Source organism: Alteromonas sp. ABH4_454 (genome assembly GCF_056311775.1).
Genome location: NZ_CM149972.1, coordinates 2,051,195 through 2,076,106, shown reverse-complemented (window position 1 = coordinate 2,076,106; position 24,912 = coordinate 2,051,195). Strand labels below are relative to the sequence as shown.

Below are 24,912 nucleotides of genomic sequence, written 5' to 3'. Positions count from 1 at the left end.
AACTAATATCACCTATCTATCAAAGAATATTTAACTTTTCGCTAGCTTAAGCTCAATACTGGTTTCTGTAACTTTCTCATAGGTAATATTAAAGCTGCTTTCAAGTGCCGACAGCAAGCCGTCTATATCGCCCACTTTGAAATAACCCGCTACTCTGCGCTTACGCAAACTATTGTCAGAGATGTGAAAACGGACTGGCGTGTATCGCCCAATTTCCAGTAGCACAGATTCAAGGGGCTCGCCTTTAAAAACTATCATGCCCTGCTGCCATGCCAAATCATCATCAATTTCATCTTGCGACATGCTTTCTCGGGCTTCTACTTTACCCAAAACAGTCGCTTTCTCCCCGGCAAACATTAGCAGACCTTCTTCTGTAACAGGGCGCTTACCAAACAATGATTCATTTGAAGATGACGCTTTAAAGCGGTCTTTTACTAACACTTTGCCATCGGTAACAACAAGTTCGAATGCGTTGTCGTCAACATACTGCATATTAAACGCGGTACCTACTGCTGTTACAGTATTGTTTCCAGCGGTAACAGAAAAAGGGCGGGTTTTATCATGAGCCACTTCAAAATGGGCTTCGCCTTTCAAAAGTACAATATTACGTGCACTTGATGTGAAATCTACCGTTACTAAAGAGTTGGTGTTTAGATGAAGCTGCGAACCATCGGATAAGGTTACATTTTTCTGTTCACCAACACCTGTTTGTACTTTTTGGCTAACAGCAGCAAATTCAGGCGCGCTATTTAGCCAAGTGCGCTGAACAATGACGCCAACCGCGATTGCCATAACTAAGAAAGTGGCAGCAATACCCCATACAGCGTTTTTCGGTAGGGTACGCCCTTTGGTAGTATGTCGCGCTGTTGGTTCAGGGAACAAACCGCTTAATTCATTAAGCACAGACATATCGTCCCACAAGCTTGCGGCATCTAGTAGAGCTTGGCGATGGGCATTACTTTCTGCCAACCAGGTGTCTAACTCTACCTTTTCGTCACTTTTTAAACCGCGATCGAGACGGCTTACCCAAAGGCACGCTTGCTCTTGGATATCTTCTTTGCTTGAAAACTGGCGAATATTATTCATGTTAACTACTGCTTATGTCCTGAGTCGCGGTAGCAGTGGCACGGGGAGATGCACTGTCATTTGAAAGCTCTGCTAAATACCTAGAGCACATCATTAAACCTTTGGCGACATGCTTTTCTACGGTACTTTCGCTTAGCCCCACAAGCTCTGCAATCTCTTTTTGTCGCATGCCATATACTTTTTTAAGTAAAAATACGCGTTTTACATCAGCAGACAGCGTGTCTGTCGCTCGGCAAAAATGAATAAAGCGCTCTTTACTCTCTACATTTTTTTCTAAACTGTGCCCCACTAGTTCGTAAGGCAAAATATCCATGTCATCTAGCTGCTGCTTGTTTTTATTTTCTGCTTTTGCAACATGGTTCAACGCTAAATTACGCGCTGTTTTGAGCATATATGTCCGCTCATATTGTATTTCTTGTTTTAATTCTGCTTCGTAGCTTTTTATAAAAGCTTCTTGCACGATATCTTCAATGTCGTCGGCGCCAACAATAGAACCTACCGCGCGCATTAACTTCGAGCGGTATTTTAAAAAGGTTTCAGCTACTGTCGACTTTCTTGTCATAATAATAGAAGTTGTGTGTTTCGAATTGCTTACAATGGCATCAATAATGCCTGTTTCTTCATAACTTTTCACGCAAATGATGTTCGATATTGAAAATAAAAGGGGAGCTAACGCTCCCCTTCACGTCGAAACAATTGTGAAAGTTATTTTCGCTAATAGTTAGCGATTAGAACGTGTAAACACCTCTTAGATAATAGAAGCCACCGTTAATACCGATTGGTGAGGTAGTTGGATACAACGAACCTGCTATACCGGCATACTGTGTATTCTCATCTGGGTATTCATCAAAGGCATTTTTCGCGCCTACTGTTACAGTAAACTCTTCAGTGAAGTTATAAGCCACTTCTAAGTCCACAGTAAATTCCGAACCTACTTTTTCAATAGGTAATGCAGAATCTAAGTGATCTTCAAAGATGCTACCGTAATAGTTCAAGCGTGCAAGGAAGCGCCAGTCACCGTTAGTGTGATTTGCTGTTGCACTGTAGCGCACTGCTGGAAGGTTATCTTCTAGCATGCGAATACGGAACTCAGAAATATTATCTGAAGCGCGATCTACCTCTGTAGATGTCCAGTTGTAGGCTAGTGAGAATTTAGTTTCACCACCCATCATCTCCATCGAGTAGTTAGCAACTACATCAAGACCTTCAGTAGTCGTATCAAAGTCATTCGTGAAGAAACTAATTTCAGAGAAACTAGATGCATCATTAATGCCTTGCGCTAGTAGCGTCGCAATATCTTCTTCTGTTAACGCGATACCAGACGCTGTACTGATACGGTCTGTCAGTTCAATGTTGTAGTAGTCGGCAGTAATGAATAGACCATTTTCAAAGTCTGCTACCACACCAAATGTGATGCTCTCTGACTCTTCTGGCGTTAACTGCTCACCGCCTTTAAGTTGAGATACAGGATCTGTTGGAGGTAGTGTTGCACGGTCAATTAGCTCACCGCCCGTACCAAACGCAGTTGTTACGTTACGTACATTACTTTGACCCAGCGTAGGTGCTTTAAAGCCTGTTGAGAACGCACCACGGAACGCAATGTTCTCTAGCGCTTGCCAACGGAACGCAATCTTACCTTTGGTTGTATTACCGAAATCAGAGAAATCTTCGTAACGTAGCGCACCGGCTAGCATAAAGTTTTCAGTGATGTAGGCTTCTGCGTCGATGTAAAGCGCGATGTTGTTGCGGGACACACGACCTTGGCTATTGGCCGCCAAGCCAGGGAAACCATTTGAGCCAATGCCAAAGCCTTGTGTCGCCAGCGGACCTATTTCATAAGAGGCAGTATCACCTGCAAAGCTCTCATAACTTTCGTTGCGGTATTGGAAGCCAGTCGCTACAAATAGCGGCTCATACAAACCAACATCGAAAGGTTTTGTAAAATCAATATCAAGAGTTTGCTCAGATTGGGTATAACGACCTGGGCTAAACTCGAAAGGCGTTTCTGGGCCTAAAGACGGGTTAATTGTATTGCTAATAGAAAAATCAACTTCGTTTTGGCCAAGGTTTAAACTTACGTCATAGGTAATATCATTGGCTAATTCGCCTTTGGTACCAAAGACAAGAGACATATCGGTTACCGTACCGCCAAAGCGAGGTGTGAAACCGCCCGGAAGAATCTCATTAAACGCGAAGCAATCAGGATTGTTTAACACCTGATTGATATAGGTAGGGTTTTCAAGAACGTTGTCACCAACCACGATATCTGTTGGACAGTTACCTGACATGTCGCCTGTTAAATCACCAACCAGAAGTAGCTGCTCACCGTCTTCATTTGTACCACCGTCGTTTACACCACCACGATTGTGCGGGTTACGGAAATAGAAGCCACCTTCAACTTCACGCTCGGCAAAGTTACCAAATATATAAGCTTCTGACGTTGCAGAAAGCTCAAGACCTGCGTTAGCGAAAAGCTTGATGTCATGCTTGATTTCAGGGGAGCCCCAAATTTGTGCAGGATCTGCCACAAAGGTATTGCCCGCCGCAATAAGCGCTGCCGCATCGTCACGCTGGATGCTACGCGAAGTATCATCAGCAGTGCGGTACTCTGCAGAAAGGTTGATAAAGCCTTTGTCAGATAATGGTAAACCCACGTTACCTGACAGCTGGATCATGTCGCCATCGCCTTCGTAGAAAGAGCCATAGCGGGCTTCAAATGTACCGCCTTCCGACGCGTCATTCAGTACGAAGTTAATTACACCGGCAATAGCATCTGAGCCGTATTGCGCCGCTGCACCGTCACGAAGTACTTCCACCTGCTTAAGCGCCGCTGCTGGAATCACTGAAATATCAGGGCCTTGTGCACCGTCTGATAGACCGCCACCTAGGAAAGTGATTACCGCAGAACGGTGACGACGCTTTCCGTTTACAAGTACAAGCGTGTGGTCCGATGCCATACCGCGAAGGTTAGCAGGACGTACTAGCGTTGAAGCATCGTTAATAGGCTGGTCGTTTACGTTAAAAGACGGAACTACGGTTTGCATCATAGATACCATATCTGTGGCACCCTGCTGCTTAAATTCTTCGTCAGAAATGATATCAATTGGAACCGCAGAGTCTGCTACAGAGCGAGGCGCTGCGCGCGAACCAACGACGGCGATTTGTTCATAATCTTCAGCTTTCGCACTCTCTTCTGCTTCTTGCGCATAAACAGGTGCAGTAGCCATTACTGAAAACGCGGCAGATGCAGCTAATACGCCGCGCACGTTTTTGGTCAATAAAGACAAGGATGTATTCATGGTGGTTTCCCGGATTTTCTCTGAAACACTTTTAGCGCTATTCGCACAATAAAAAAGTGTTCCGAGAGGTTGTTATTTTATACCTTCAACACTGACTCATTTGTGGCCAGATGCTTGATTTTATAGAACGCAAGGTATTAAAAAACAAACCTTTTTCGACAAAATAAAAATATTTTTTCAAGCTATAGAGGATTTTGATTTCTGACCTGTCTATATAATTTTTACGGGAATAAAAGTGAGGCGTTTTTGGCGGTTTTTAATGAAAAAAGCTGGCATAAAGCCAGCTTTTTAATCGATATTTAAAATATCAGAAATCTGCTACAAATCGAAAGATTTACTCTTCTTCTTTGTATTTTTCAGCTGTCTCTTTGATAAGCGGCTGAAGTTCGTTTTGCTGGAACATTTCGATGATAATATCGCAACCACCAACAAGCTCTCCTTCTACCCATAGCTGTGGGAATGTAGGCCAGTTCGCGTATTTAGGTAGTTCAGCACGAATATCAGGGTTTTGTAGAATATCTACATAAGCAAATGGTTCGCCACATGACATCAACGCTTGTGATGCTTGTGAAGAAAAGCCACAGCTAGGTAGTTTAGGAGAACCTTTCATATACAACAAAATTGGGTTTTCTTCGATTTGCTGCTTGATTCTATCTAGCGTTGATTGATTTTCAGTATTATCCATTTGATTCCTCTGAGCACAAAAGTGTATTCCCTCTAAGATGGGAATGCATGTATGATTTATCAAGGCGAAGGGTATCATAAAATCCCTTTTAATTACCCATTACTGAATTGATCTTTTCATTCGCTATATCGCTATGTACCTGTATAACAACATGCTCTATATTTTCACAAAATAGTTTTTGAAAAAAAATTCACAATTTTGTCATTGAGTTATAAGACTTTATCCCCACATCTGGGATATGCTTTAGCGTCTAAAGTGATATAGTCAGCTAAGCGTTGACTGGCACTTATTGAACAGGCGAAGATAAGTGTGCTTTAGACTACAATACTAAACCAACATGGAGACCGTCATGGCTTTTGAACTACCAGCATTACCATACGAACAAAATGCACTAGAACCGCATATTTCTGCTGAAACGCTTGAGTACCACTATGGCAAGCACCACGCTACTTATGTAACTAAGCTTAACGGCCTAGTTGAAGGTACTGACATGGAAAACAAAAGCCTAGAAGAAATCATTAAATCTTCTGAAGGCGGTGTTTTCAATAACGCAGCGCAAGTTTGGAACCACACGTTCTACTGGCACTGCCTAAGTCCAAACGGCGGCGGTGAGCCAACTGGCGCACTAGCCGACGCGATTAACGCAAAATGGGGCTCATTCGCAGACTTCCAAGCTGCGTTTAACGACAAAGCAGTTAACAACTTTGGCTCTAGTTGGACATGGTTAGTTAAAACTGCTGATGGCAGCCTAGACATTGTTAACACTAGCAATGCTGAAACACCTATCTCTGGCGACGACCTAACTCCAGTACTTACTGTTGACCTTTGGGAGCACGCTTACTATATCGATTACCGTAACGCGCGTCCTAAGTACCTAGAAAACTTCTGGGCACTGGTTAACTGGGAATTCGCAAGCAAAAACTTTGCGTAAGCCTTACGCCGTTTTGTAGTGCACACTGTGTGCTACACAGCGTTGAAAAAACAAATGAAAAGCCCCGCTCTACAGCGGGGCTTTTGTTTATGTAAAAGCTTCATTAAGAGACACTAAATTCTTATTAAAGTTGCATTTTTCATTAGACGAAAAGATTAAAAACTATACACAATAATTACTATCCTTTTCTCAAATACCTACTAAGCTGAAATTACGGGGTTCCGTATTTAAGGGGTATTCATGGGTATTTTTGAACACTATCAAAGTCGCTATGAAGAGCGAAAACAGGAAGAGTTCACCATTGGGGAGTTCCTTGAAATTTGTAAGGAAGATCAAAGTGCTTACGCAAACGCTGCAGAACGTTTGTTACAAGCCATCGGTGAGCCAGAACTAATCGACACTGCCAACGACCCGGCTCTAAGCCGCATTTTCTCCAACCGCGTCATTTCTCGTTATCCAGCTTTTTCAGAATTCTATGGCATGGAAGAAGCCATTGAACAAATCGTCTCTTACCTCAAGCATGCCGCACAAGGTCTTGAAGAGAAGAAACAAATACTTTATTTACTCGGCCCTGTTGGCGGCGGTAAATCGTCACTGGCTGAAAGACTTAAAGAGCTAATGCAGCACGTGCCTATTTACATGCTTAAAGGCTCACCAGTGAATGATCATCCATTCTGTCTATTCGATGTCAAAGAAGATGGCGACATATTAGAAAAAGAATATGGCATTCCTAAGCGCTATCTGAAAACAATCATATCACCATGGGCTCGCAAACGCCTTCATGAGTTCAATGGTGATATTACCAAGTTCAAAGTGGTTCGGGTTTATCCATCGGTGCTTGACCAAGTGGGCATAGCTAAAACCGAACCGGGAGATGAGAACAACCAGGATATTTCGGCTCTTGTGGGTAAGGTAGATATTCGCCGCCTAGAACAGTATGCACAAAATGACCCAGACGCTTACAGTTATTCAGGGTCCCTGTGTAAAGCCAACCAAGGCTTAATGGAATTTGTAGAGATGTTCAAAGCACCGATTAAGGTGCTGCATCCCCTATTAACTGCTACACAAGAGGGTAACTACAACCCGACAGAGGGCTTCTCTGCCCTTCCCTTCGATGGATTAATACTGGCACACTCTAATGAATCTGAGTGGCAATCGTTTAGAAACAACAAAAACAACGAAGCGTTTTTAGACCGTGTTTATATTGTTAAAGTCCCTTACTGCTTAAGAGTAAGTGAAGAAATTCGCATTTATAAAAAATTACTCGATAGCAGTGAACTCAGTGGCGCTCCCTGTGCACCAGACACTTTGGAATGCTTAGCACAGTTTACCGTGCTATCCCGTTTAAAAGAGCCTGAAAACTCTAGCATGTTTTCAAAGATGCGGGTCTATGACGGAGAAAGCTTAAAAGACACCGATCCGAAAGCGAAGTCTTATCAAGAGTACAGAGATTACGCAGGTGTCGACGAGGGCATGGAGGGGTTATCCACCCGCTTTGCCTTTAAGATCCTCTCTCGCGTGTTTAACTTCGATCATCAAGAAGTGGCAGCGAATCCAGTTCATTTATTCTACGTATTGGAACGTCAGATTGAGCGGGAACAGTTCCCCCAAGAAACCGCTGATAAGTATTTGGAGTTTTTAAAAGGCTATCTAATCCCTCGCTATGTGGAGTTCATAGGCAAAGAAATTCAAACCGCTTATTTAGAGTCATACTCTGAATACGGGCAAAACCTATTTGACCGCTATGTGACTTATGCTGATTTCTGGATCCAAGACCAAGAGTATCGCGACCCAGAAACCGGGCAGCTGTTTGACAGAGCATCGCTTAATGCTGAGTTAGAAAAAACAGAGAAGCCCGCTGGGATTAGCAACCCGAAAGACTTCCGTAACGAAATCGTTAACTTTGTTTTGAGAGCCCGTGCAAATAACGGCGGCAAAAATCCAGCATGGACAAGTTATGAGAAGCTTCGCACCGTCATTGAGAAGAAGATGTTCTCTAACACGGAAGATTTACTGCCCGTTATTTCTTTTAACACCAAAGGCTCAGCAGAAGAGCAGAAAAAGCACGACGACTTTGTAAATCGTATGACCGAAAAAGGCTACACGCAAAAACAAGTTCGCTTGCTTTGTGAATGGTACCTACGCGTGCGAAAAGCGTCATAGCTTAAAGGCTAGAAGCTTCTAGAACGTATAGGGTATTAAAGCGTGCGCTAAGCGCGCTTTAATACCGGTACTTGTGGTTCACAACAACTCAAGCAGGTGTGTATGGCGCATTTCATAGACCGAAGGTTAAACAGTAAAGGCAAGAGTACGGTAAACCGCCAGCGCTTTATCAAGCGTTACAAACAGCAGATAAAGCGCGCTGTATCTGATGCAGTGGGAAAACGTTCTGTTACCGACCTAGATTCTGGTGAGCAAATTAGCATTCCAGCCAGAGATATTTCTGAACCTATTTTTCATACCGGGCGAGGTGGCAGCAGAGATATTGTCCACCCAGGTAACGACCAATTCACCGCAGGAGATAAAATTGACAGACCGCCTGGTGGCGGTGGTAAAGGCGCAGGTGAAGGCGACGCTAGCAACGAGGGTGAAGGGCAAGACGAGTTCGTATTTTCAATATCCAAAGACGAATATTTAGACTTACTATTTGAAGATTTAGCGCTTCCAAATTTAAAGAAAAATCAGTTCGACAAAGTCACCCAATTCGAAACCTACCGCGCAGGTTATCAGACCGACGGCGTACCGAGTAACCTTGATATTGTTCGCTCGCTCAAAGGTTCTGTAGCAAGGCGTATTGCCCTAAGTGGAAGTGATAGAAAGAAACTCAAAGAGCTTGAAGAAAAACTGGTACTGCTTGTAGAAGACAAGCATGACAATACGCTGGCTATTAATGCACTAAAAGAAGAAATTGAAGCACTTAAAGCCAAAATAGCTCGAGTGCCTTTTATCGACACGTTTGATTTACGCTTTAAAAACTACGACAAGCGCCCGCTTCCTTCAAGTAAAGCGGTGATGTTTTGTTTAATGGATGTGTCTGGCTCTATGGACCAAGCCACTAAAGAAATGGCAAAACGCTTCTATATTTTGCTTTATCTATTTTTAAGTCGCACTTACGAAAACGTAGACGTGGTATACATTCGCCATCACACTCAGGCTAAAGAAGTAGACGAGCAGGAGTTTTTCTATTCTCAAGAAACTGGCGGCACTATTGTTTCAAGTGCCTTGAAACTAATGGATGAAGTAGTGCGTGAGCGCTATAGCGATGGAGACTGGAATATCTATGCAGCACAGGCGTCTGACGGCGATAACTGGGCTGACGATTCGCCACAATGCCGCGATTTGCTTACCACTAAACTGCTGCCGGCCACCCGCTATTATGCCTATATCGAAATAACAGAAAGGCAACATCAAAGCTTGTGGCGTGAATACGAGAAAGTCGCCGCCACTCACGATAATTTTGTATGTAAGCACATACAAACCCAGGCCGACATCTATCCTGTGTTCAGAGAGCTATTCAAACGCTCTGAGCAAGATGCGCAGCAAGGAGCCTAATATGACAACCGACGCTATCGCAACAGAAAACAGCAAGGCTAAATCATCAAAACGACATTTGCTAAGCGATGGGCCCGACTGGACATTTCCGCTTATCGAAGAGTACGAGCAGCACATCGATCGCATCGCTAAAAAGTTTAAGCTAGACACCTACCCTAATCAAATTGAAGTCATTACCGCAGAGCAAATGATGGATGCCTACGCCAGTATAGGTATGCCGCTTAATTACACGCACTGGAGCTTTGGCAAAAAGTTTATTCAAACCGAGCAACAATATCGTCGCGGGCAAATGGGCTTGGCTTACGAAATTGTTATTAACTCTGACCCCTGCATTGCGTATTTAATGGAAGAGAACACCATTACCATGCAAGCGCTGGTGATGGCCCATGCCTGCTACGGGCACAATTCGTTTTTCAAAGGTAATTACTTATTTAAAACCTGGACCGATGCCAACTCTATCATCGACTACCTGGTATTTGCTAAAAACTACATTGCCAAATGCGAACAGAAGTACGGCTATGACGAGGTCGAAAACATGCTCGACTCATGCCACGCGCTTATGAATTATGGCGTTGACCGATACAAACGCCCGCAGAAGATTTCGCTACAAGAAGAAAAAAACAGGCAGGAAGAGCGGGAAGCCTACCTTCAATCGCAAGTGAATGAGCTTTGGCGCACCTTGCCCGATAGCCCGCACAGCAAGCACAAAGAAAAAATTCGTTTTCCACAAGAGCCCCAGGAAAATCTGCTCTATTTTATTGAGAAAAACGCTCCATTACTTGAACCCTGGCAGCGGGAGATTGTGCGTATTGTACGCAAAGTCTCACAGTATTTTTATCCGCAGAAACAAACCCAAGTGATGAACGAAGGGTGGGCTTGTTTCTGGCATTACCATATTCTCAATGAAATGTATGACGAGGGCTTAGTTAGCGACCGCTTTATGATGGAGTTCTTGCACAGTCATTCAAGTGTAGTGATGCAGCCTGAATACAACAGCCCTTATTATTCTGGCATAAACCCGTATGCTCTTGGCTTTTCCATGTTCATGGATATTAAGCGGGTATGTCAGTCGCCTACTGAGGAAGACTTTAAATATTTGCCAAGTATTGCGGGTAAGGACTGGCTGGAAACCGTGCATTTCGCTATGCAAAACTTTAAAGACGAGAGCTTTATCAGTCAGTTTTTATCGCCAAAAGTGATTCGAGATTTTAAATTATTCGCCCTTGAAGATGATACCGCTAAACCCTTTATCGCAGTCAGTGCTATCCACGATGAACGGGGTTACCAAATTATTAAAGAAAAGCTTTCTGCTCAATACAATTTGAGTAACTTAGAGCCCAACATTCAAGTACACAACGTTGATGTGCGTGGGGACCGGTCATTGACTCTGCGCTATATTCCACAGCGCGGTATACCGCTTGGTGAGTCTAAAGATGAAGTCATGCGTCACTTGCACAGGCTATGGAAATTCGACGTACGTTTAGAGCAAGATAATGGGGATAGTGGCGTTGAAGTGATATCGGAGTGTAAACGCGCACCGCAGGGATAAGCCTGCGGTACGCCCTTAGAAAAAGGTATTAAGCTGCTTGTGCGCTTTCCATTTCTTTTCGTGAACACATTAGTAATGACAGCGCGCCGACTGCGGCAAACACCGCTGCAGTGACGAAAGTCTCGTAAGCGTTAGTGCCCTGCTGCCATTGCTGCCCCGCCATGTAATTACCCAATGCGCCACCCAGTCCAAAAGCTACACTAATGTACACTGCTTGCCCTCGGCTGTGATACGCCTTAGGTAAAAACTGGTGAATAAAGTGTACCGATACCGCATGGGTTAACCCAAAGCTTAACGCATGAATAAGCTGGCTTAATACGATCACCATAAAGCTGTCAGCAAATGCCGCCATCACATACCAACGTAGCCCTGTGAGCGCGATACTTACAAACAATAAATTCCACACGCCAAATTGACTAATAAGCCTGCGGGCAACAAGAAATATCCCCACTTCAGCAAGTACCCCCAGCGCGATAAATATGCCGGTTTGTTGTCCGCTGTAATCAAGGTCTCGCATGTAAAGGGCAAAAAAGCCGTAATACGCGCCGAAGCTAATTTGCAAGCACGCTGAAGCGAATATAAAGATGGCGAAAGGTTTTTTTGGCGTATTTCCAAATACTGCCCGCCGTAGACGATTCAGGCGCAGCTTCTTTCGGCGCGCGTATAAACAAGGTACTTATAAATAAAAGCGCTAGTACACCAACACTGGCATGCACAGGGGTATCAGTAGAAAAAATATCTAGGGCCTTACCCACTCCTACCGTCAAGCAAATAAATCCAACGCTCCCCCATAGCCTTATTTGCCCATAGGTAGCCTTGGTTTTCGCCACTGTATTCATAGTGATGACTTCAAGCTGAGGTAATACGGCTGTCCAAAACATCATCATTAGACCGAACGCCAGCGTAAGCCCCCAAAAACTGGTGAAGTAAAACACCGAACTGAAAGTCAGTACGGTGAGCAAGCAGCCTAAACGCATGACGCCTATAGCGTTTCCCGTTTTATCAGCAACCCCTGCCCACAAGCCAGGGCCTAGAATACGCGCTAGGGTAATGACGGCAAAAAGCTCACCAATTTCGGCAGAAGAAAAGCCTCGCCCATCGAGAAAGATCCCCAAGTATGGAACAAGTACGCCAAGTTGCCCGAAGTATAGCCAATAGGTAACAGCAAGGATAAAGAGCGCAGTTTTGCTACTTTTTGCGCTTGGATCAGCGCTTTTGGCGTGGTTTAGACCATTAGATGACAATTCACATCTCCATATGCAAAAACGCCACTAGCGCAAAACGGGTAGTGGCGAATAATAAAATTTATTGGCGCAGCATGTTTTTAGTGCTGCGCGGATTTGTAAACCGCGTGAATGTGGTGATTTTAAGATTGCGGTGTTTCGATTTATACCCTATGCCTGACCTGCAATCGGCTTAGTCGTCGACAGCACGCCCGTATTTTGCGCACGGTGACGCAGCAAGTGGTCCATCAATACCAGTGCCAGCATGGCTTCAGCAATGGGTACAGCACGAATACCTACGCACGGGTCGTGACGTCCTTTGGTTACTATATCAATCTCTTCATTGTCTTTATTGATAGTTTTACCCGGTACCGAAATGCTCGAGGTCGGTTTAAGTGCCATGTGCACTTCTATATCCTGACCAGTAGAAATGCCGCCTAATACTCCACCTGCATGGTTTGAAGAGAAACCATCGGGCGTTAGCGTATCGCGATGTTCACTACCTTTTTGGTTTATAACATCAAAACCGTCGCCAATTTCAACGCCTTTCACGGCGTTAATTCCCATCATAGCGTGGGCAATTTCAGCATCCAGTCTATCAAAAACAGGCTCGCCAAGGCCAACGGGCACATTCTTCGCTACCACAGATACTTTTGCGCCAATACTGTCACCAGATTTTTTAAGGTCACGCATGTATTCGTCCAGCGCATCTAACTTAGACTCATCTGGGCAAAAAAACGGGTTGGTATTGGTGACGCTGTGATCCACCTTATCAACGCTAACAGGGCCAAGCTGAGACAAATAACCCAACACCTCAATACCGTGCACTTCTTTCAGGTACTTCTTCGCAATACCGCCAGCGGCTACGCGAATAGCTGTTTCGCGGGCTGATGAACGTCCACCACCGCGATAGTCACGGCTACCGTATTTTTGGTCATAGGTATAGTCAGCATGACCTGGGCGGAAGCGGTCTTTAATATTGCCGTAATCTTGGCTTCGCTGATCTTTATTTTTAATCAACAAACCAATGCTTGTGCCTGTCGTCTTGCCTTCAAATACGCCAGATAGAATTTGTACTTCGTCGTCTTCTCTTCGCGCTGTGGTATAGCGCGAAGTGCCTGGTTTGCGTCTGTCTAAATCCACCTGAAGATCTTCTTCTGTGATCTCAAGCCCTGGAGGACAACCGTCTACTACACCGCCAATTGCAATGCCGTGGCTTTCACCAAACGTGGTTACAGTGAAAAGTTTTCCGAAGCTGTTACCTGACATAATTAACTATTAATCCTTACTACTAAAATACTGTACTAGTGTGTCTTTCTTAACGGCGAAAATACCTGAACCGCCATTTTCAAACTCTAACCAAATGACTTCTAAGCCAGGAAACCTTTCATTCATGTGCACTTCACTATTACCTACTTCTACGAACAGCCAGCCGCCATCATTAAGGTAGTTTGGCGCATCTTTAAGCATAATGTCCACGAGGTCTAAACCGTCGTCGCCTGCGGCGAGCGCAAGTTCTGGCTCGTGATGATACTCTTCAGGTAAGTCAGCCATGTCTTCCGCGTCAACATAAGGCGGATTAGAAACGATCAGGTCGTATTTCTGCCCTTCTAAGCTAGAAAACAAATCTGACTGAATGGGATAAACGCGATGACTAAGACCGTGTTCCTGAATATTGATGTCGGCCACCTCTAGTGCATCCGTACTAATATCAACGGCATCCACTTGGGCTTCAGGGTATGCATGAGCAAGTGCAATAGCGATACACGCACCGCCTGTGCACATGTCGAGAATAGTATTTGGCGCTGACTCAACAAAAGGCGCAAATTCGTTTTGAATAAGCTCGGCAAATGGCGAACGTGGAATAAGCACACGTTCATCCACGTAAAATGGCATACCGCAAAACCAGGCCTCGTTTGTAATATAAGGCAACGGCATGCGAGTTTGTACGCGCTTTAAAACAAGCTCGGCAATTTTTTCACGTTCACTTTTGGTCAAGCGTGAGCTAAGAATGTTATCGCCAGCCTGATCTAAGATAGGATGAGGTAAATGCAGTGCCTGCATAACGAGGCTAGTCGCTTCGTCCCACGCATTATCAGTACCATGACCAAAGTACAAAGCCGCATCGTTAAAACGGCTGGTTGCCCATCGTGTCATATCTAACAGGGTATGCAGATCTTCAATGGCTTCTTCAAGGTAAAACTTATCGGTCATGGCGTTTGGGTACATCAAAAATTTCAAAGCTGGTATCATACCCAAACTTCATAGCGATTCACATAATTAACTACGTACGGAATCTTTCTATTCGTTATAATTTAGGCGTTTTGAATTATTAAACTTGTGTTTATTTACCAAAGCTATATTTGATGAAAACCTTTAAAAAAGAACTCAAAGCATTAAAAAAGCAACTGGCTGAACCAAAGCGTCCTACGGGGCGAACTGGGCTAGAGGGCGCAAATAAGCGCAATACGTCCTCAAGCGCTGAGGAAGAAACCTTTTCATTTGCAGATGCAATGCAGGGCGTCACACCTATATCGCAAGATAAGGTAGAGCCTGATAAAAAGGTTGAGTTATTTAGGAAGTCACAGCAAATAAAAGGTAAACATCTAAAACACAGCAAGCAACTTGCAGCTAGTTTCAACTTTTCTGACATGTATCAAGCGGCACTACCTCAAGAAGGCCCTATGCGCTTTTGCCAGGAAGGTGAATCTACGCATATTTTGAAACAGTTACGTCGCGGCGACTACTCGCCCGAAATGACACTGGATTTGCATGGGTTAACCCGAGAAATAGCAAAAGCAGAGCTTGCGGCGCTTATTCACACGGCGAGAAAAGAACTGATTGATTGTGTTTGCGTCATGCACGGTTTTGGGCAGGGCGTGTTAAAAGCGGCCCTACCCCATTACTTAGTCCAGCATCCACACGTACGTGCTTTCCATCAAGCCCCTCTCGAATACGGCGGACAAGCTGCACTACTGGTGCTTATTGAGATACCGCTTCAAAACAACAAACGATAGGGCAATGCTGCGTAGTGCAGTCTACTTATCTTCGTCTGCACTGTTGTGCATAAATAAATAGGTGTAGTACATCATCATCGCAACAATAATGCCTATACCTAATAGTGAGCCCCACACCACTGGGTCTTTCATCATAGTCCACATCATAATAAGTCTCCTCTTTAACTAAGTTCATAATAGAAGAGACTGGTGTTAGCGATTGTGATCTAGATCAATAGTGAAAATTAGCCTTTCGGCAACTTTTAGTATGCTTGATCTAGGTCAAATTCACCTTACTATTAGAACCGTCACGAACGCTCGAGTTCATTTGGTGTTATCGTGACCCAAATCGGTTAAAGATATTGAGTCTCGTTTTCATTACCTAGCATCAACTCAGCAGTCCTACAGAGTGTTTCCATCGACTCACTCACTTTCATGTCAAAGTTAGAAGGCGTAGATTTTAAACTGTGTTGAAAAATCTTTGCGTTAGTGTGTGTCGCTAAAAGCAAAAAGCCAAGGCAACCGTAAGATTTTAAATAGGGTAATCGACTACAGAGTTGTTTTGCTGCTGTATGGGTGACAGTTAGACTTTTATCTGGAATAGAGAATATTACCCAATGTTCTCTCTTTCTTCCTTCTCTAACAATCGCCGCAAACCAATCGTCTACCGTTCTGTCGTCGTATACGCTGCTTGGGATATCAAATAGCACGTTATTAACGTTAAAAAAACGATATTGATGCTGACTTCCTACCATGGCTACCTCCTGTTATGCCTTTATAGAATTGATAGGAAGTGTTGTGATGCTTAGATCATTTAATGCAAAGGAAGTGATTGTAAAGATAGAAACCGAGAAAACGAATGAGTTCGCACTGTTCGTACTCTTTACCCTTTACCTTATAATGTTGTTGTTTTGATAAACGCCCTTCGTGCGCATGCCAGAAGTAATTTTCTCGCTTAACCACTCTGAGGCTTTAGGTGTTTCACTAAAAAACTGGAAAGGTATTGTGGATGCATCGTAAATTCTAGACCAAAACTTTTGCTGCAGTGCGAGTCCCTCTGGTTCATGAAGTACTACAGCGGTGGCAACAAGCCCTGAGTCCACAGCTTCCTCTACTATCAGTTGCGCATCTGCTGTACCTTCTAGGGGCGCAAGCGCCAAGCCGTAAATATTAACTAGGCTTGCCCAACGAGGAACATTAATCTTTCTTCTTTCTGCCCCCACCACACGTTGATATTTGCGGATAAACTCTAAATTGAAAGGGCCGTTGAGATCGATGGTTAGTATCCGTCTGTCCTCTACGAAGTGAGCCTTAACATCGCCGTGTGCGCTAAACTTTTCGTTGTCCATAAATTGCTGTCGCTACTTTTTACCTAATGCAGTATTGCTAGTTGTGAGTAAAGTATAAAGTAGGATCTAAGATTGCGCCTGCAAACTAACCAAGAAAACTGCGTAATTTAAAGAAAGTAAAAAATAACACCATAAAGTTATTGCAAATCATTATCATTTACACTATCTTGTAAATGCCTGTTCGACGTTGGGTAAAAAACGGTCTTGGCTTAGCGTCGCTGAGGGGTAGACGCCCGTCTATCCCTCATTTTTTCTTTTACTACCTATTCTCTTACTGACATAAAAAACGCGACTTACAAGCCGCGTCTTAAACACAAAATAAATATTCGCTTTTTAAAGCTAGCTAAACAGTTTCATAAACCAACCTTTTTGAAGATCTTCTTCGCAGGTTTTCAGTTGTGTCGCGTAACGCAAAGAACGGGCTTTTACTTTCGACGCCACCTTCTTGAGCCAAGGTTTTCTGTCATAGCTTCTGCGCTTATAGCCGCCCCATCCTTCGTGATAGTTTAGGTATTGCGCGTAAGCATCCCATTTAGAAATGCCGTTCACTTTTTGCGATTTGTAAATAAACCACCCCATAAAGTCGATGGCATCTTCAAAATCATCTCTATCCGCACCACTATTATCAGTCTCGCGCATGTAGTCTGCCCACGTAGGCGTTTTAGCCTGTGAGTAACCATACGCCGAACTGACACGCCCCCAAGGAATAAGCCCGAAGAACACATAATCGCGAGGTGGTAGCGCATCGTGACGGAAAGAGCTTTCCTGGTACATCATGGCCATAGGCACATGGATGGGCACGCCCCACTTATCTCTGGCGTCAGCAGTCTGCATCATACCAATCGTCCTTTTCGTAGAATATTTCGCACAAATTACTGATGTCTTTAGGAGGCGTAGTTGCGCACCCAGCGATAAACAGCGGAAAAAGAACGATGAGAGTTGATAAAAAAACAACCAGTTTTTTGAACTTTTGGTTCATAGCTTGTCTTAACTAATGTTCTAGTAAAATGTGTGTTTCCCTGGAACCTTTTAATGCCTGACCTATGTCAGGCATTTTTTTTTGCTGGGGCTTCAGCGAAATAATCACGTATGAATGTATCGAAGTCTTTCACGTCAGCCGCTTCTATTTCTTTTTGAGCAGCAAACGACACGTCAGCTTGGGCAGCAAATCCAGCAGCATCCGTATCCGTGTATTCAAAAGACTTCATCTCAGATTGATAAGCTTGTGCAAGTTCTAACCCTAGCACCCCATTGTCTTTGTCGTCTTCTAAAAGCATAGAAAGCAGTTTGCCTGACGGCGTTAACTCAGGGTCTTGTACTTTGGCAAACTCAGTTTTTACTGCTTCACCGTAGCGAGAAGTATCGTTAGCCATATCAAGTAATTCACCGGCCTGCTTGAAAGACTCAAACAGCGAAGTACACCATTGAGGTAACGTGATATCCACACCACCATTTTGTAGCACTAGGTCTGGGTTTCTCCCTTCTAGTACTACTCGATTCATGTTTTCTTTTGCTTCGTTAAGTTGAGTTTCGTCGAGCTCAGCACTTGGCATTAGTAAACACGCAACTAAAAATACATCTAAGAAATCAAACTGGGTCTGTGAAATACCCACTGCGGAAAACGGATTAACGTCTAGCGCACGCACTTCAATGTAATTGATACCGCGGCGAACCAAGGCGTCTGTTGGCTTTTCCATTGACTTGGTAGGCTGCTTTGGTCGTATAGGCGAGTAGAGTTCATTTTCAATCTGAATGATATTACGGCTAAGTTGCTGATAATTGCCCTCATCCCCAGCCGCAAATTGGCTGAAGCGCGTAGACGGTGTATTCATGGCATCCCGCAACAGCTTGACGTAATTATCCAACTGGTTGTAACAGATTTTAAGCGAAGACTGCTCTGCACTGGTATAGCCCAAATCACTCATTCGAAGACACGTGGCATGGGGCATATACACCGTACCTTTGCCCACTTTCTTAAACGGCAAAGCGTGCTTTTTACCTTTTAGGAACGAACCACAAAGTGCTGGAGACGCGCCGTAGAGATAAGGAATGAGCCAGCATAGACGGCGATAGTTGCGAATTAACCCAAAATAATCTGCTGAAACCTGGTCTTGCGAATGCTCTTTACCGTTCAATTCAGCCCATAGTTTCCAAAAGCTATCTGGTAGAGAAAAGTTAAAATGAACGCCTGCGATAGCCTGCATCATACTGCCGTAACGATTTTTAAGGCCAATACGGTACACCCGTTTCATTTTTCCTACATTTGACTCACCAAAGTAAGCAATGGGAATATCGGCTTCATCTTCGATAAAACACGGCATGCTTAGCGGCCATATTTGCTCGTCGCCAATGTTATCAATAACAAACCTATGGATATCTTTTAACTGAGAAATCGTTTTGGCAGAACTGTTTTCTGGCGGCGTAATAAACTCAAGCAGCGACTCAGAAAAGTCTGTAGTTATTGAATCGTGAGTCAGCGCTGAACCCAATGTTTTAGGATGAGGCGTTTGTGCCAACGTACCATTTGGGTTTATGCGAAGGGCTTCACGCTCTACTCCGCGCTTAATGTCTTTTAGCGCAGCTAAGAACTCGGGTGACTTAAGCGCAGCAATACGCGCTTCAAAACGGGATGAGTCTACAGTCAAAATGGTGGTCCGTTATGTCAATATTGCCCCCTGTTATGGGGGGCAATAGTGTAAATTCAACAAAAATCAATCTATCAGTTTAACGTTTCTCGGGTGTTACTCTCTACTGACAACTCGATAATTGGCATCGATAGCGCGTTTAACTGAGGCAAAATTTTAGCTTTATCACCTACTACAATAATTTGCATCTTATCGAGATTCAAATATTGCTTCGCTAACGCATCCATCGTTTCCTTATCAATATTGTTGATAATAGTAAGCTGCTCTTCACGATAGCCTTTCTCCAAATCGTAACTAAGCAGCTGTCTTAGAAAGCGTGCTTTGCTAGCAGGTGTTTCAAATTCTAACGCATCACTTAGCGTAAAGGCATTGCGCATAAAGGCTATTTCTTCTTCATTCACTCCCTTGGTGCGGTAGCGATTAATCTCTTTAAGAATTTCAGAAATGCCTTCACCTGTATTGGCAGCGGTTAAGTCGGTACTTGCTTCAAACCAACCAAGTGTTTTACCACCCACAAAGCCGCTGTTTGCTCCGTAGGTGAAACCTTTATCTTCTCGCAAGTTAAGATTTATACGGCTATTAAATGCCCCACCTAACGGAAAGTTCATAAGGCGGGACTTAAAGTGATCGCCTGTTGCATCAAAAGGTAGGCTTCGATCAACTAGATATACCACTGACTGTACCGCTTCTGGGCTGTCTACCAGGAATATCTGATTTTCTTCATATTTAGGGAAGTCACTGTAATCAGCGAACTCATAGGTTTTACCTTGCCACTTACCGATGAAATCTAAAGTATTCACCATAGCATCTTTCGGTAAGTTACCGACAACAACAATACTCGCTTTATCAGGTGAGTAATAATTGGTATAAAACGCTTTAACGTCTTCTAACGTGATGTTTTGTACTGATTCTAATGTACCTTCGTCAGGCAGGCTTACGCGATTCTCTTCTCCAAACAAGATGAGATCTCGTGCACGACGCGCCAGGCTTGAAGGGGTTCTCGCTTGCTGCTGAAGCCCCTGAACAACACGCTCTTTCATGCGGTTGAAGTCTTCTTGCGTAAACGCTGGGTTAAACAACTTTTCTCTTAACAGTGCAAAGGTTTCATTTAAATGCTTAGTTAATGTTGATACATAGACTTGCGAATACCTACCAGCGGTGCTGAAACGGATAGCACTTCCCAGCTTAGCAAGCTCGTTAGCCAATTCTTCGTTACTGTAATTTTTTGTAGTTTCGTTCATAAGTAAAGCCGTCAGGTAAGCCGTTCCCGCTTTACCTTCAGGGTCTAGCAACATGCCACCATCCATGCCTAGGGTTAACGTTACCGTTGGTGTTTCAGTACTGGTAACGCCAAGCATTTCTATACCGTTAGCTAGTTCAGCTTCCCAATAATCAGGGACTTCTACAACTGGTGCCTCGCCAGCCTTTGGCATTTCGCTTCTATCGAAACTTGATGCTGCGCTGGTAAAGGCTTCCTCATCTGTAACCTCTGCGGTTTCTATTTCAATATTTCTTACCGGGCGCTCAAAATTCTGCTCGGCTGCAGCAAGTTGCACCTGCCCTTTTGGCACTACACTTAGCACTACGCTGTTGGCATCTTTAATATACTTATTATAAACGCGCATGATGTCTTCAGCCGTTACCGCGTTATAGCGCTCAATATCTTCAGCTATTAAATCGGGTGTTTGATAAAAAGTTTCGTTAGCAGCAAGGGCTGACACTTTGCCAGACACACTTTGTAAGCCAAACACCGTACGCGCTTCAATTTTACCTTTTGTTCGCGCCAAATCATCGGTGGTGACACCTCTTGTTTCAAACTCTTTAAGTGTTTCATTCAGCACATTTTGAAGTGTTGAGAGTGAGGTGATTTTTGCAGGATTAGCCAAGGCAAGTAGCTGAAATTCACAGGCGAGTTCACGGCAAGGGTGAGACACCACGGCCTGCACTGCCATACCCTCTTTTACTAAGTTTTTATAAAACAATGACGTTTTACCACCACCTAAAATATCGGCTAAAACATCTAGCGGCGCTTCATCTTCATGACGACCGTATACCGTGGGGTAGGTTATTTGAAGAAGCGGAAGATGGACTTTATCTTCTAACGTTACATAACGGGTTTCGTTTAATGTCACCGGTTGCGGCTCAGGCTCTTCTACTGCGGGGCCCGCTGGTATTTCGCCGAAGTATTTCTTCACCCAAGCTTTAGTTTTAGCTACATCGATATCGCCCCCAATGGTTAGCACAGCATTGTTAGGGCCATACCAGCGCTTAAAGAAGGCTTTCAGGTCGTTTACGTCTACCCGATCTAAGTCTTCTACATAACCAATGGTCATCCAGGAATACGGGTGACCTTCAGGGTATAGCGCTTCGCCATTAAGCTCAAAACGCAACCCGTAAGGCTGGTTGTCCACCCGTTGTGCGCGTTCGTTTTTAACTGTCTCTCTTTGATTTTCAAATTTGGTTTGGTCTACGGCTTCTAGCAAGTAGCCCATTCTGTCAGACTCAAGCCATAACACTTTTTCTAACTGGTTTGCCGGCACAGTCTCAAAGTAGTTAGTGCGATCGGTATTTGTCGTGCCGTTTAAATTGCCGCCAGATTCTGTAATAACTTTAAAATGCTGCTCATCAGCAACGTGTTTTGATCCTTGAAACATCATGTGTTCGAAAAAATGAGCAAAGCCGGATTTACCAATTTCTTCTCGTGCCGAACCGACGTGATAGGTTACATCGACATGAACCAGCGGATCTGAATGGTCTTCGTGAAGGATGACGGTCAGCCCGTTACTAAGCGTATATTTTTCATAAGGAATAGATACGCTATTTGATGTAGTTGCGGCGGTATCTAATTTACTATTCGCCTGTTCTTCCTGCACGTGCTGACACGCTGATACTGCAATGACGCCTATGGCCATAAAGAGGGTACGAAGGGTCAGTTTTCCTGACATGATGATTCCTTTTCAATTACTACATGTTTTCACTCGCCTTCACTCTAACTTCACTTTGACGTAACCACTTAACTTTACGGTCAAGAATGAAGTTGCGATTTTAAAAGCGCGAGCGAATTTTCGAAGACTACCAGACTTTTTAACGCTTTACTTGCTTCGACTTTGCTATGATTGTATTAATTTGTGTATTTCTGAAATACACTTACACTTCATAGTCTTTAGTAATAAAGGCTTTAGCCAGTTGAATTCGTTAAGTGGTACGAATGAATTGACAAATGGTTTGCGTTCGGACTAGAAATTGTCCGGAAAGAAGTTGCGAAATAAAAGGATAGATGTATGGATCAGTCAACAACAGTACTTGATATAGACTTCGGAATGTCACAGTTAAGTGGTAACAAAAAACTGTTGTTCACCCTACTAGGTAAGTTCACGGAGGAATACCGTTCTCTTGATGCTGACTTACAAGCGCATATAGCAAAGGGTGACTTCACTGAGGCTTATTCACTTGTTCATACCCTTAAGGGAGTGACGGGAAATCTTGGTATGTTTGCGCTTCACAACGCAAGCAAGCCGGTTGAAGCCAGCTTTCGAAATGACAGACAAGTCGCTGATGAATATCCAGCGTTCGTTGCTGTGCTAAATGAGACCATTACCACGGTAGATGCGCTCATCAAAGAGCCAGAAGTTACCGCTTCTGCCCCTGCAAATGGCGCTGCCGCTGAGCAAGCTCGAAAGCAATTATTAGCGGCACTGAAAGCCAGTGAGTTTATTGCGCAGGATAAGTTAGACGAATGGCTAGACGCCCTTGCCTTACCGCAAGAAAAACGCACGGCTATTATCGATGCGGTTGACGAGCTAGATTATGAAGAAGCTATCGAAGAGTTAGAAAATAGCTAGTGCTGCACATCCCTATCCTCTTTGAAAACGCTGAGCTTATTGTCGTTAATAAGCCTGTTGGCGTTGCCATGCATGACGCTGGCGTAGAACAAGAAACAACTGAAGGAATCAAACCAGGAAAGGTAGACGGCATTGTTACTGTTCTAAAAAAGCAGCTCGCCGTTAAAGAATTGCACCTTTGTCACCGTTTAGATACCGGTACCTCAGGTTGTTTGTGTCTGGCTAAAAACGCCACAGTGGCGGCAGAAATCGGCGAGCTTTTTTCATCAAGACGGGTCAGCAAATACTACTTAGCCTTGAGCGATAACAAACCTAAAAAGAAACAGGGCACGATAATCGGCGATATGAAAAATCGTCGCGGCGGCCAGCGTATTTTGCTTAAAACTCAGGAAAGCCCAGCGATAACTCAGTTTTTCAGTAGCGCTGCTAAACCCGGCACTCGTGGTTTCGTCGTTAAACCTCATTCAGGGAAAACCCATCAAATTAGAGTCGCGCTTAAAAGCATTGGGGCCCCTATTTTAGGTGATACACTTTACGGCGGCGCGGCATCAGACAGGCTCTACCTTCATGCTTGGCATTTGCGCCTTCCTTTATCAAAAGGTGAATTAGCGGTAACCGCCCCTTTTGATACAGGCGAAGTAATTAACCAAGAAGACGTGCAAGCTTGGATCAAGGAACTTAATGCGCCGGAAACTTATCCATGGCCGTCAATACCAGCGCGCTTTATGTCTGCATCTGTTAAAGAGCATTGTTGAGTTAAGCCAGTTCCACATAAGTAAAACCGTAACCTTATACAACATTTGATAAATATTAATGGGAAAACTACACATAGTCGGTGGCGGTGCCATCGGGAGTTTAATTGCAGCGAGCGCTCATAAAAATGGCGTGCCCTATGATTGCTACCCCAGAAATATTAGGACTATGCCAGCTCGCGCACAATGGCAAGATGGTCAAAGTATTGAACTGAAAGCTGCTATGTCAGCGCCTGTCGTTCTCGAAAAAGATGACGTGTTAATACTCCCACTTAAAGTGTACCAACTTAACGCAGCTCTAATACAATGGCTTCCCTACCTTAATCAAAAACCGACGGTTGTACTGATGCACAATGGTATGGGCGGTTTAGAGGTTGCACGAAATTTTTTAGGCGGCGATTATCCGCTGCTTCTTGCTACAACGAGTCACGGTGCGTTAAAAGAAAGTACATTAAGCGGCGATTTTCATGTGAAGTATACTGGAGTTGGCGCAACGCAAATTGGCGCGCCTAATTTAGCTAAGCCAATACCTCAAAAGCTTGCAAACCTTTTACAAGTAGCACCGTTGCTTGCAAATGCAATTGCTACTTTAAATAGTGCGCTTCCGCCCGTGCAGTACCGAAGTGATATTTTAAAAGCACTGTGGACGAAGCTTTCCGTTAATGCGGTGATAAACCCACTGACAGCACTTTACAATATTCAAAATAAGCATATCGCTGATGCAGAATTCGAGCAAAGCCGTCATGCTATATGCCATGAGTTTACGCTTGTGGCAAAAGCGTACGGGTTAGATTTTACTGCAGAGATGGTTCATGAAAACGTACTGTCGGTAGCCAATGCAACAGGTGAAAACTACTCCAGCATGCATCAGGATGTAACCCACGATAGACAAACAGAAATAGACGCCATCAACGGTTACATTGTAGATATGGCAACAAAAAAGGGTATCCCCGTTCCCGAGAACACCCTTTTGGTAGAGCGTATTAAAGCGCTAAGTGTTTAA

20 protein-coding genes and 1 pseudogene are annotated in these 24,912 nt (G+C 44.0%); 8 read left to right on the top strand and 13 right to left on the bottom strand.

From position 1 onward, the window contains the following. Nucleotides 1–30: 30 nt before the first annotated feature. The 4 genes from ACYX4W_RS09040 to ACYX4W_RS09025 all read right to left on the bottom strand — a co-directional run bounded on the left by ACYX4W_RS09040 (nt 31) and on the right by ACYX4W_RS09025 (nt 5,070). Complete coding sequence (locus tag ACYX4W_RS09040) at nt 31–1,086, bottom strand: FecR family protein (RefSeq protein ID WP_474831324.1); 1,056 nt, start codon at nt 1,084–1,086, stop codon at nt 31–33. Nucleotide 1,087: 1 nt separating this feature from the next. Then, the gene (locus ACYX4W_RS09035; RefSeq protein WP_474831674.1) at nt 1,088–1,648 is read right to left on the bottom strand and encodes an RNA polymerase sigma factor; all 561 of its coding nucleotides are present in this window, start codon (nt 1,646–1,648) and stop codon (nt 1,088–1,090) included. A gap of 166 nt (nt 1,649–1,814) precedes the next feature. Further along, nucleotides 1,815–4,385, bottom strand: coding sequence for a TonB-dependent receptor plug domain-containing protein (locus tag ACYX4W_RS09030; RefSeq protein WP_476075326.1), 2,571 nt, complete (start codon nt 4,383–4,385; stop codon nt 1,815–1,817). 334 nt (nt 4,386–4,719) lie between these two features. Then, nucleotides 4,720–5,070 carry a Grx4 family monothiol glutaredoxin gene (locus tag ACYX4W_RS09025; RefSeq protein WP_136780857.1) on the bottom strand — a complete coding sequence of 117 codons (351 nt, stop codon included), beginning with the start codon at nt 5,068–5,070 and terminating at the stop codon, nt 4,720–4,722. A gap of 349 nt (nt 5,071–5,419) precedes the next feature. On the opposite strand from ACYX4W_RS09025, the gene sodB reads away from it, so the two are divergent. From sodB to ACYX4W_RS09005, 4 genes are all read left to right on the top strand, one after another. Next, the gene (sodB, locus tag ACYX4W_RS09020) at nt 5,420–6,001 is read left to right on the top strand and encodes a superoxide dismutase [Fe] (protein WP_025254504.1); all 582 of its coding nucleotides are present in this window, start codon (nt 5,420–5,422) and stop codon (nt 5,999–6,001) included. A gap of 240 nt (nt 6,002–6,241) precedes the next feature. Next, nucleotides 6,242–8,164 (top strand): PrkA family serine protein kinase, encoded by a 1,923-nt coding sequence (locus ACYX4W_RS09015; protein ID WP_476075325.1) that lies wholly within the window; start codon nt 6,242–6,244, stop codon nt 8,162–8,164. Nucleotides 8,165–8,266: 102 nt separating this feature from the next. Then, a complete protein-coding gene (locus tag ACYX4W_RS09010) occupies nt 8,267–9,553 on the top strand; it encodes a YeaH/YhbH family protein (RefSeq protein WP_474831327.1) in 1,287 nt (428 codons plus the stop codon). A gap of 1 nt (nt 9,554) precedes the next feature. Next, a complete protein-coding gene (locus tag ACYX4W_RS09005) occupies nt 9,555–11,102 on the top strand; it encodes a SpoVR family protein (protein WP_476075324.1) in 1,548 nt (515 codons plus the stop codon). A 28-nt stretch (nt 11,103–11,130) separates the two neighbouring features. Here ACYX4W_RS09005 and ACYX4W_RS09000 read toward each other — a convergent pair. From ACYX4W_RS09000 to prmB, 3 genes and pseudogenes are all read right to left on the bottom strand, one after another. Next, nucleotides 11,131–12,346: pseudogene (locus tag ACYX4W_RS09000) on the bottom strand (MFS transporter). A gap of 150 nt (nt 12,347–12,496) precedes the next feature. Further along, nucleotides 12,497–13,594 carry a chorismate synthase gene (gene aroC, locus ACYX4W_RS08995; protein ID WP_476075323.1) on the bottom strand — a complete coding sequence of 366 codons (1,098 nt, stop codon included), beginning with the start codon at nt 13,592–13,594 and terminating at the stop codon, nt 12,497–12,499. Between the two features lie 9 nt (nt 13,595–13,603). Further along, entirely contained in the window at nt 13,604–14,539 is a 936-nt protein-coding gene (gene prmB, locus ACYX4W_RS08990) for a 50S ribosomal protein L3 N(5)-glutamine methyltransferase (RefSeq protein WP_476075455.1), read from the bottom strand. A 152-nt stretch (nt 14,540–14,691) separates the two neighbouring features. Here prmB and smrB point away from each other — a divergent pair, with 152 nt between their 5' ends. Next, on the top strand, nt 14,692–15,342 hold the full coding sequence (smrB, locus tag ACYX4W_RS08985) for an endonuclease SmrB (RefSeq protein WP_476075322.1): 651 nt from the start codon (nt 14,692–14,694) through the stop codon (nt 15,340–15,342). Between the two features lie 21 nt (nt 15,343–15,363). Here smrB and ACYX4W_RS08980 read toward each other — a convergent pair whose 3' ends face one another. The 6 genes from ACYX4W_RS08980 to ACYX4W_RS08955 form a co-directional block, all read right to left on the bottom strand. Beyond that, nucleotides 15,364–15,489, bottom strand: a complete 126-nt coding sequence (locus ACYX4W_RS08980; RefSeq protein WP_259462646.1) for a hypothetical protein — start codon at nt 15,487–15,489, stop codon at nt 15,364–15,366. A 185-nt stretch (nt 15,490–15,674) separates the two neighbouring features. Next, nucleotides 15,675–16,076 carry a hypothetical protein gene (locus tag ACYX4W_RS08975; protein ID WP_476075321.1) on the bottom strand — a complete coding sequence of 134 codons (402 nt, stop codon included), beginning with the start codon at nt 16,074–16,076 and terminating at the stop codon, nt 15,675–15,677. 135 nt (nt 16,077–16,211) lie between these two features. Next, entirely contained in the window at nt 16,212–16,670 is a 459-nt protein-coding gene (locus tag ACYX4W_RS08970; protein ID WP_476054658.1) for a hypothetical protein, read from the bottom strand. Between the two features lie 339 nt (nt 16,671–17,009). Continuing rightward, nucleotides 17,010–17,624, bottom strand: coding sequence for a transglycosylase SLT domain-containing protein (locus ACYX4W_RS08965; protein ID WP_476075320.1), 615 nt, complete (start codon nt 17,622–17,624; stop codon nt 17,010–17,012). 92 nt (nt 17,625–17,716) lie between these two features. Further along, nucleotides 17,717–19,315, bottom strand: a complete 1,599-nt coding sequence (gshA, locus tag ACYX4W_RS08960; RefSeq protein WP_476075319.1) for a glutamate--cysteine ligase — start codon at nt 19,313–19,315, stop codon at nt 17,717–17,719. Nucleotides 19,316–19,389: 74 nt separating this feature from the next. Then, nucleotides 19,390–22,260, bottom strand: a complete 2,871-nt coding sequence (locus tag ACYX4W_RS08955; RefSeq protein WP_476075318.1) for a M16 family metallopeptidase — start codon at nt 22,258–22,260, stop codon at nt 19,390–19,392. 336 nt (nt 22,261–22,596) lie between these two features. Between ACYX4W_RS08955 and ACYX4W_RS08950 the strand changes: the two genes are divergently transcribed. From ACYX4W_RS08950 to ACYX4W_RS08940, 3 genes are read left to right on the top strand one after another with little or no spacing between them, the layout of a single operon-like run. Then, nucleotides 22,597–23,157, top strand: a complete 561-nt coding sequence (locus ACYX4W_RS08950; protein WP_476075317.1) for an Hpt domain-containing protein — start codon at nt 22,597–22,599, stop codon at nt 23,155–23,157. After that, nucleotides 23,157–23,912 carry a pseudouridine synthase gene (locus ACYX4W_RS08945; protein ID WP_476075316.1) on the top strand — a complete coding sequence of 252 codons (756 nt, stop codon included), beginning with the start codon at nt 23,157–23,159 and terminating at the stop codon, nt 23,910–23,912. The genes ACYX4W_RS08950 and ACYX4W_RS08945 overlap by 1 nt, the downstream gene beginning before the upstream one ends. A gap of 58 nt (nt 23,913–23,970) precedes the next feature. Beyond that, on the top strand, nt 23,971–24,912 hold the full coding sequence (locus tag ACYX4W_RS08940) for a ketopantoate reductase family protein (protein WP_476075315.1): 942 nt from the start codon (nt 23,971–23,973) through the stop codon (nt 24,910–24,912).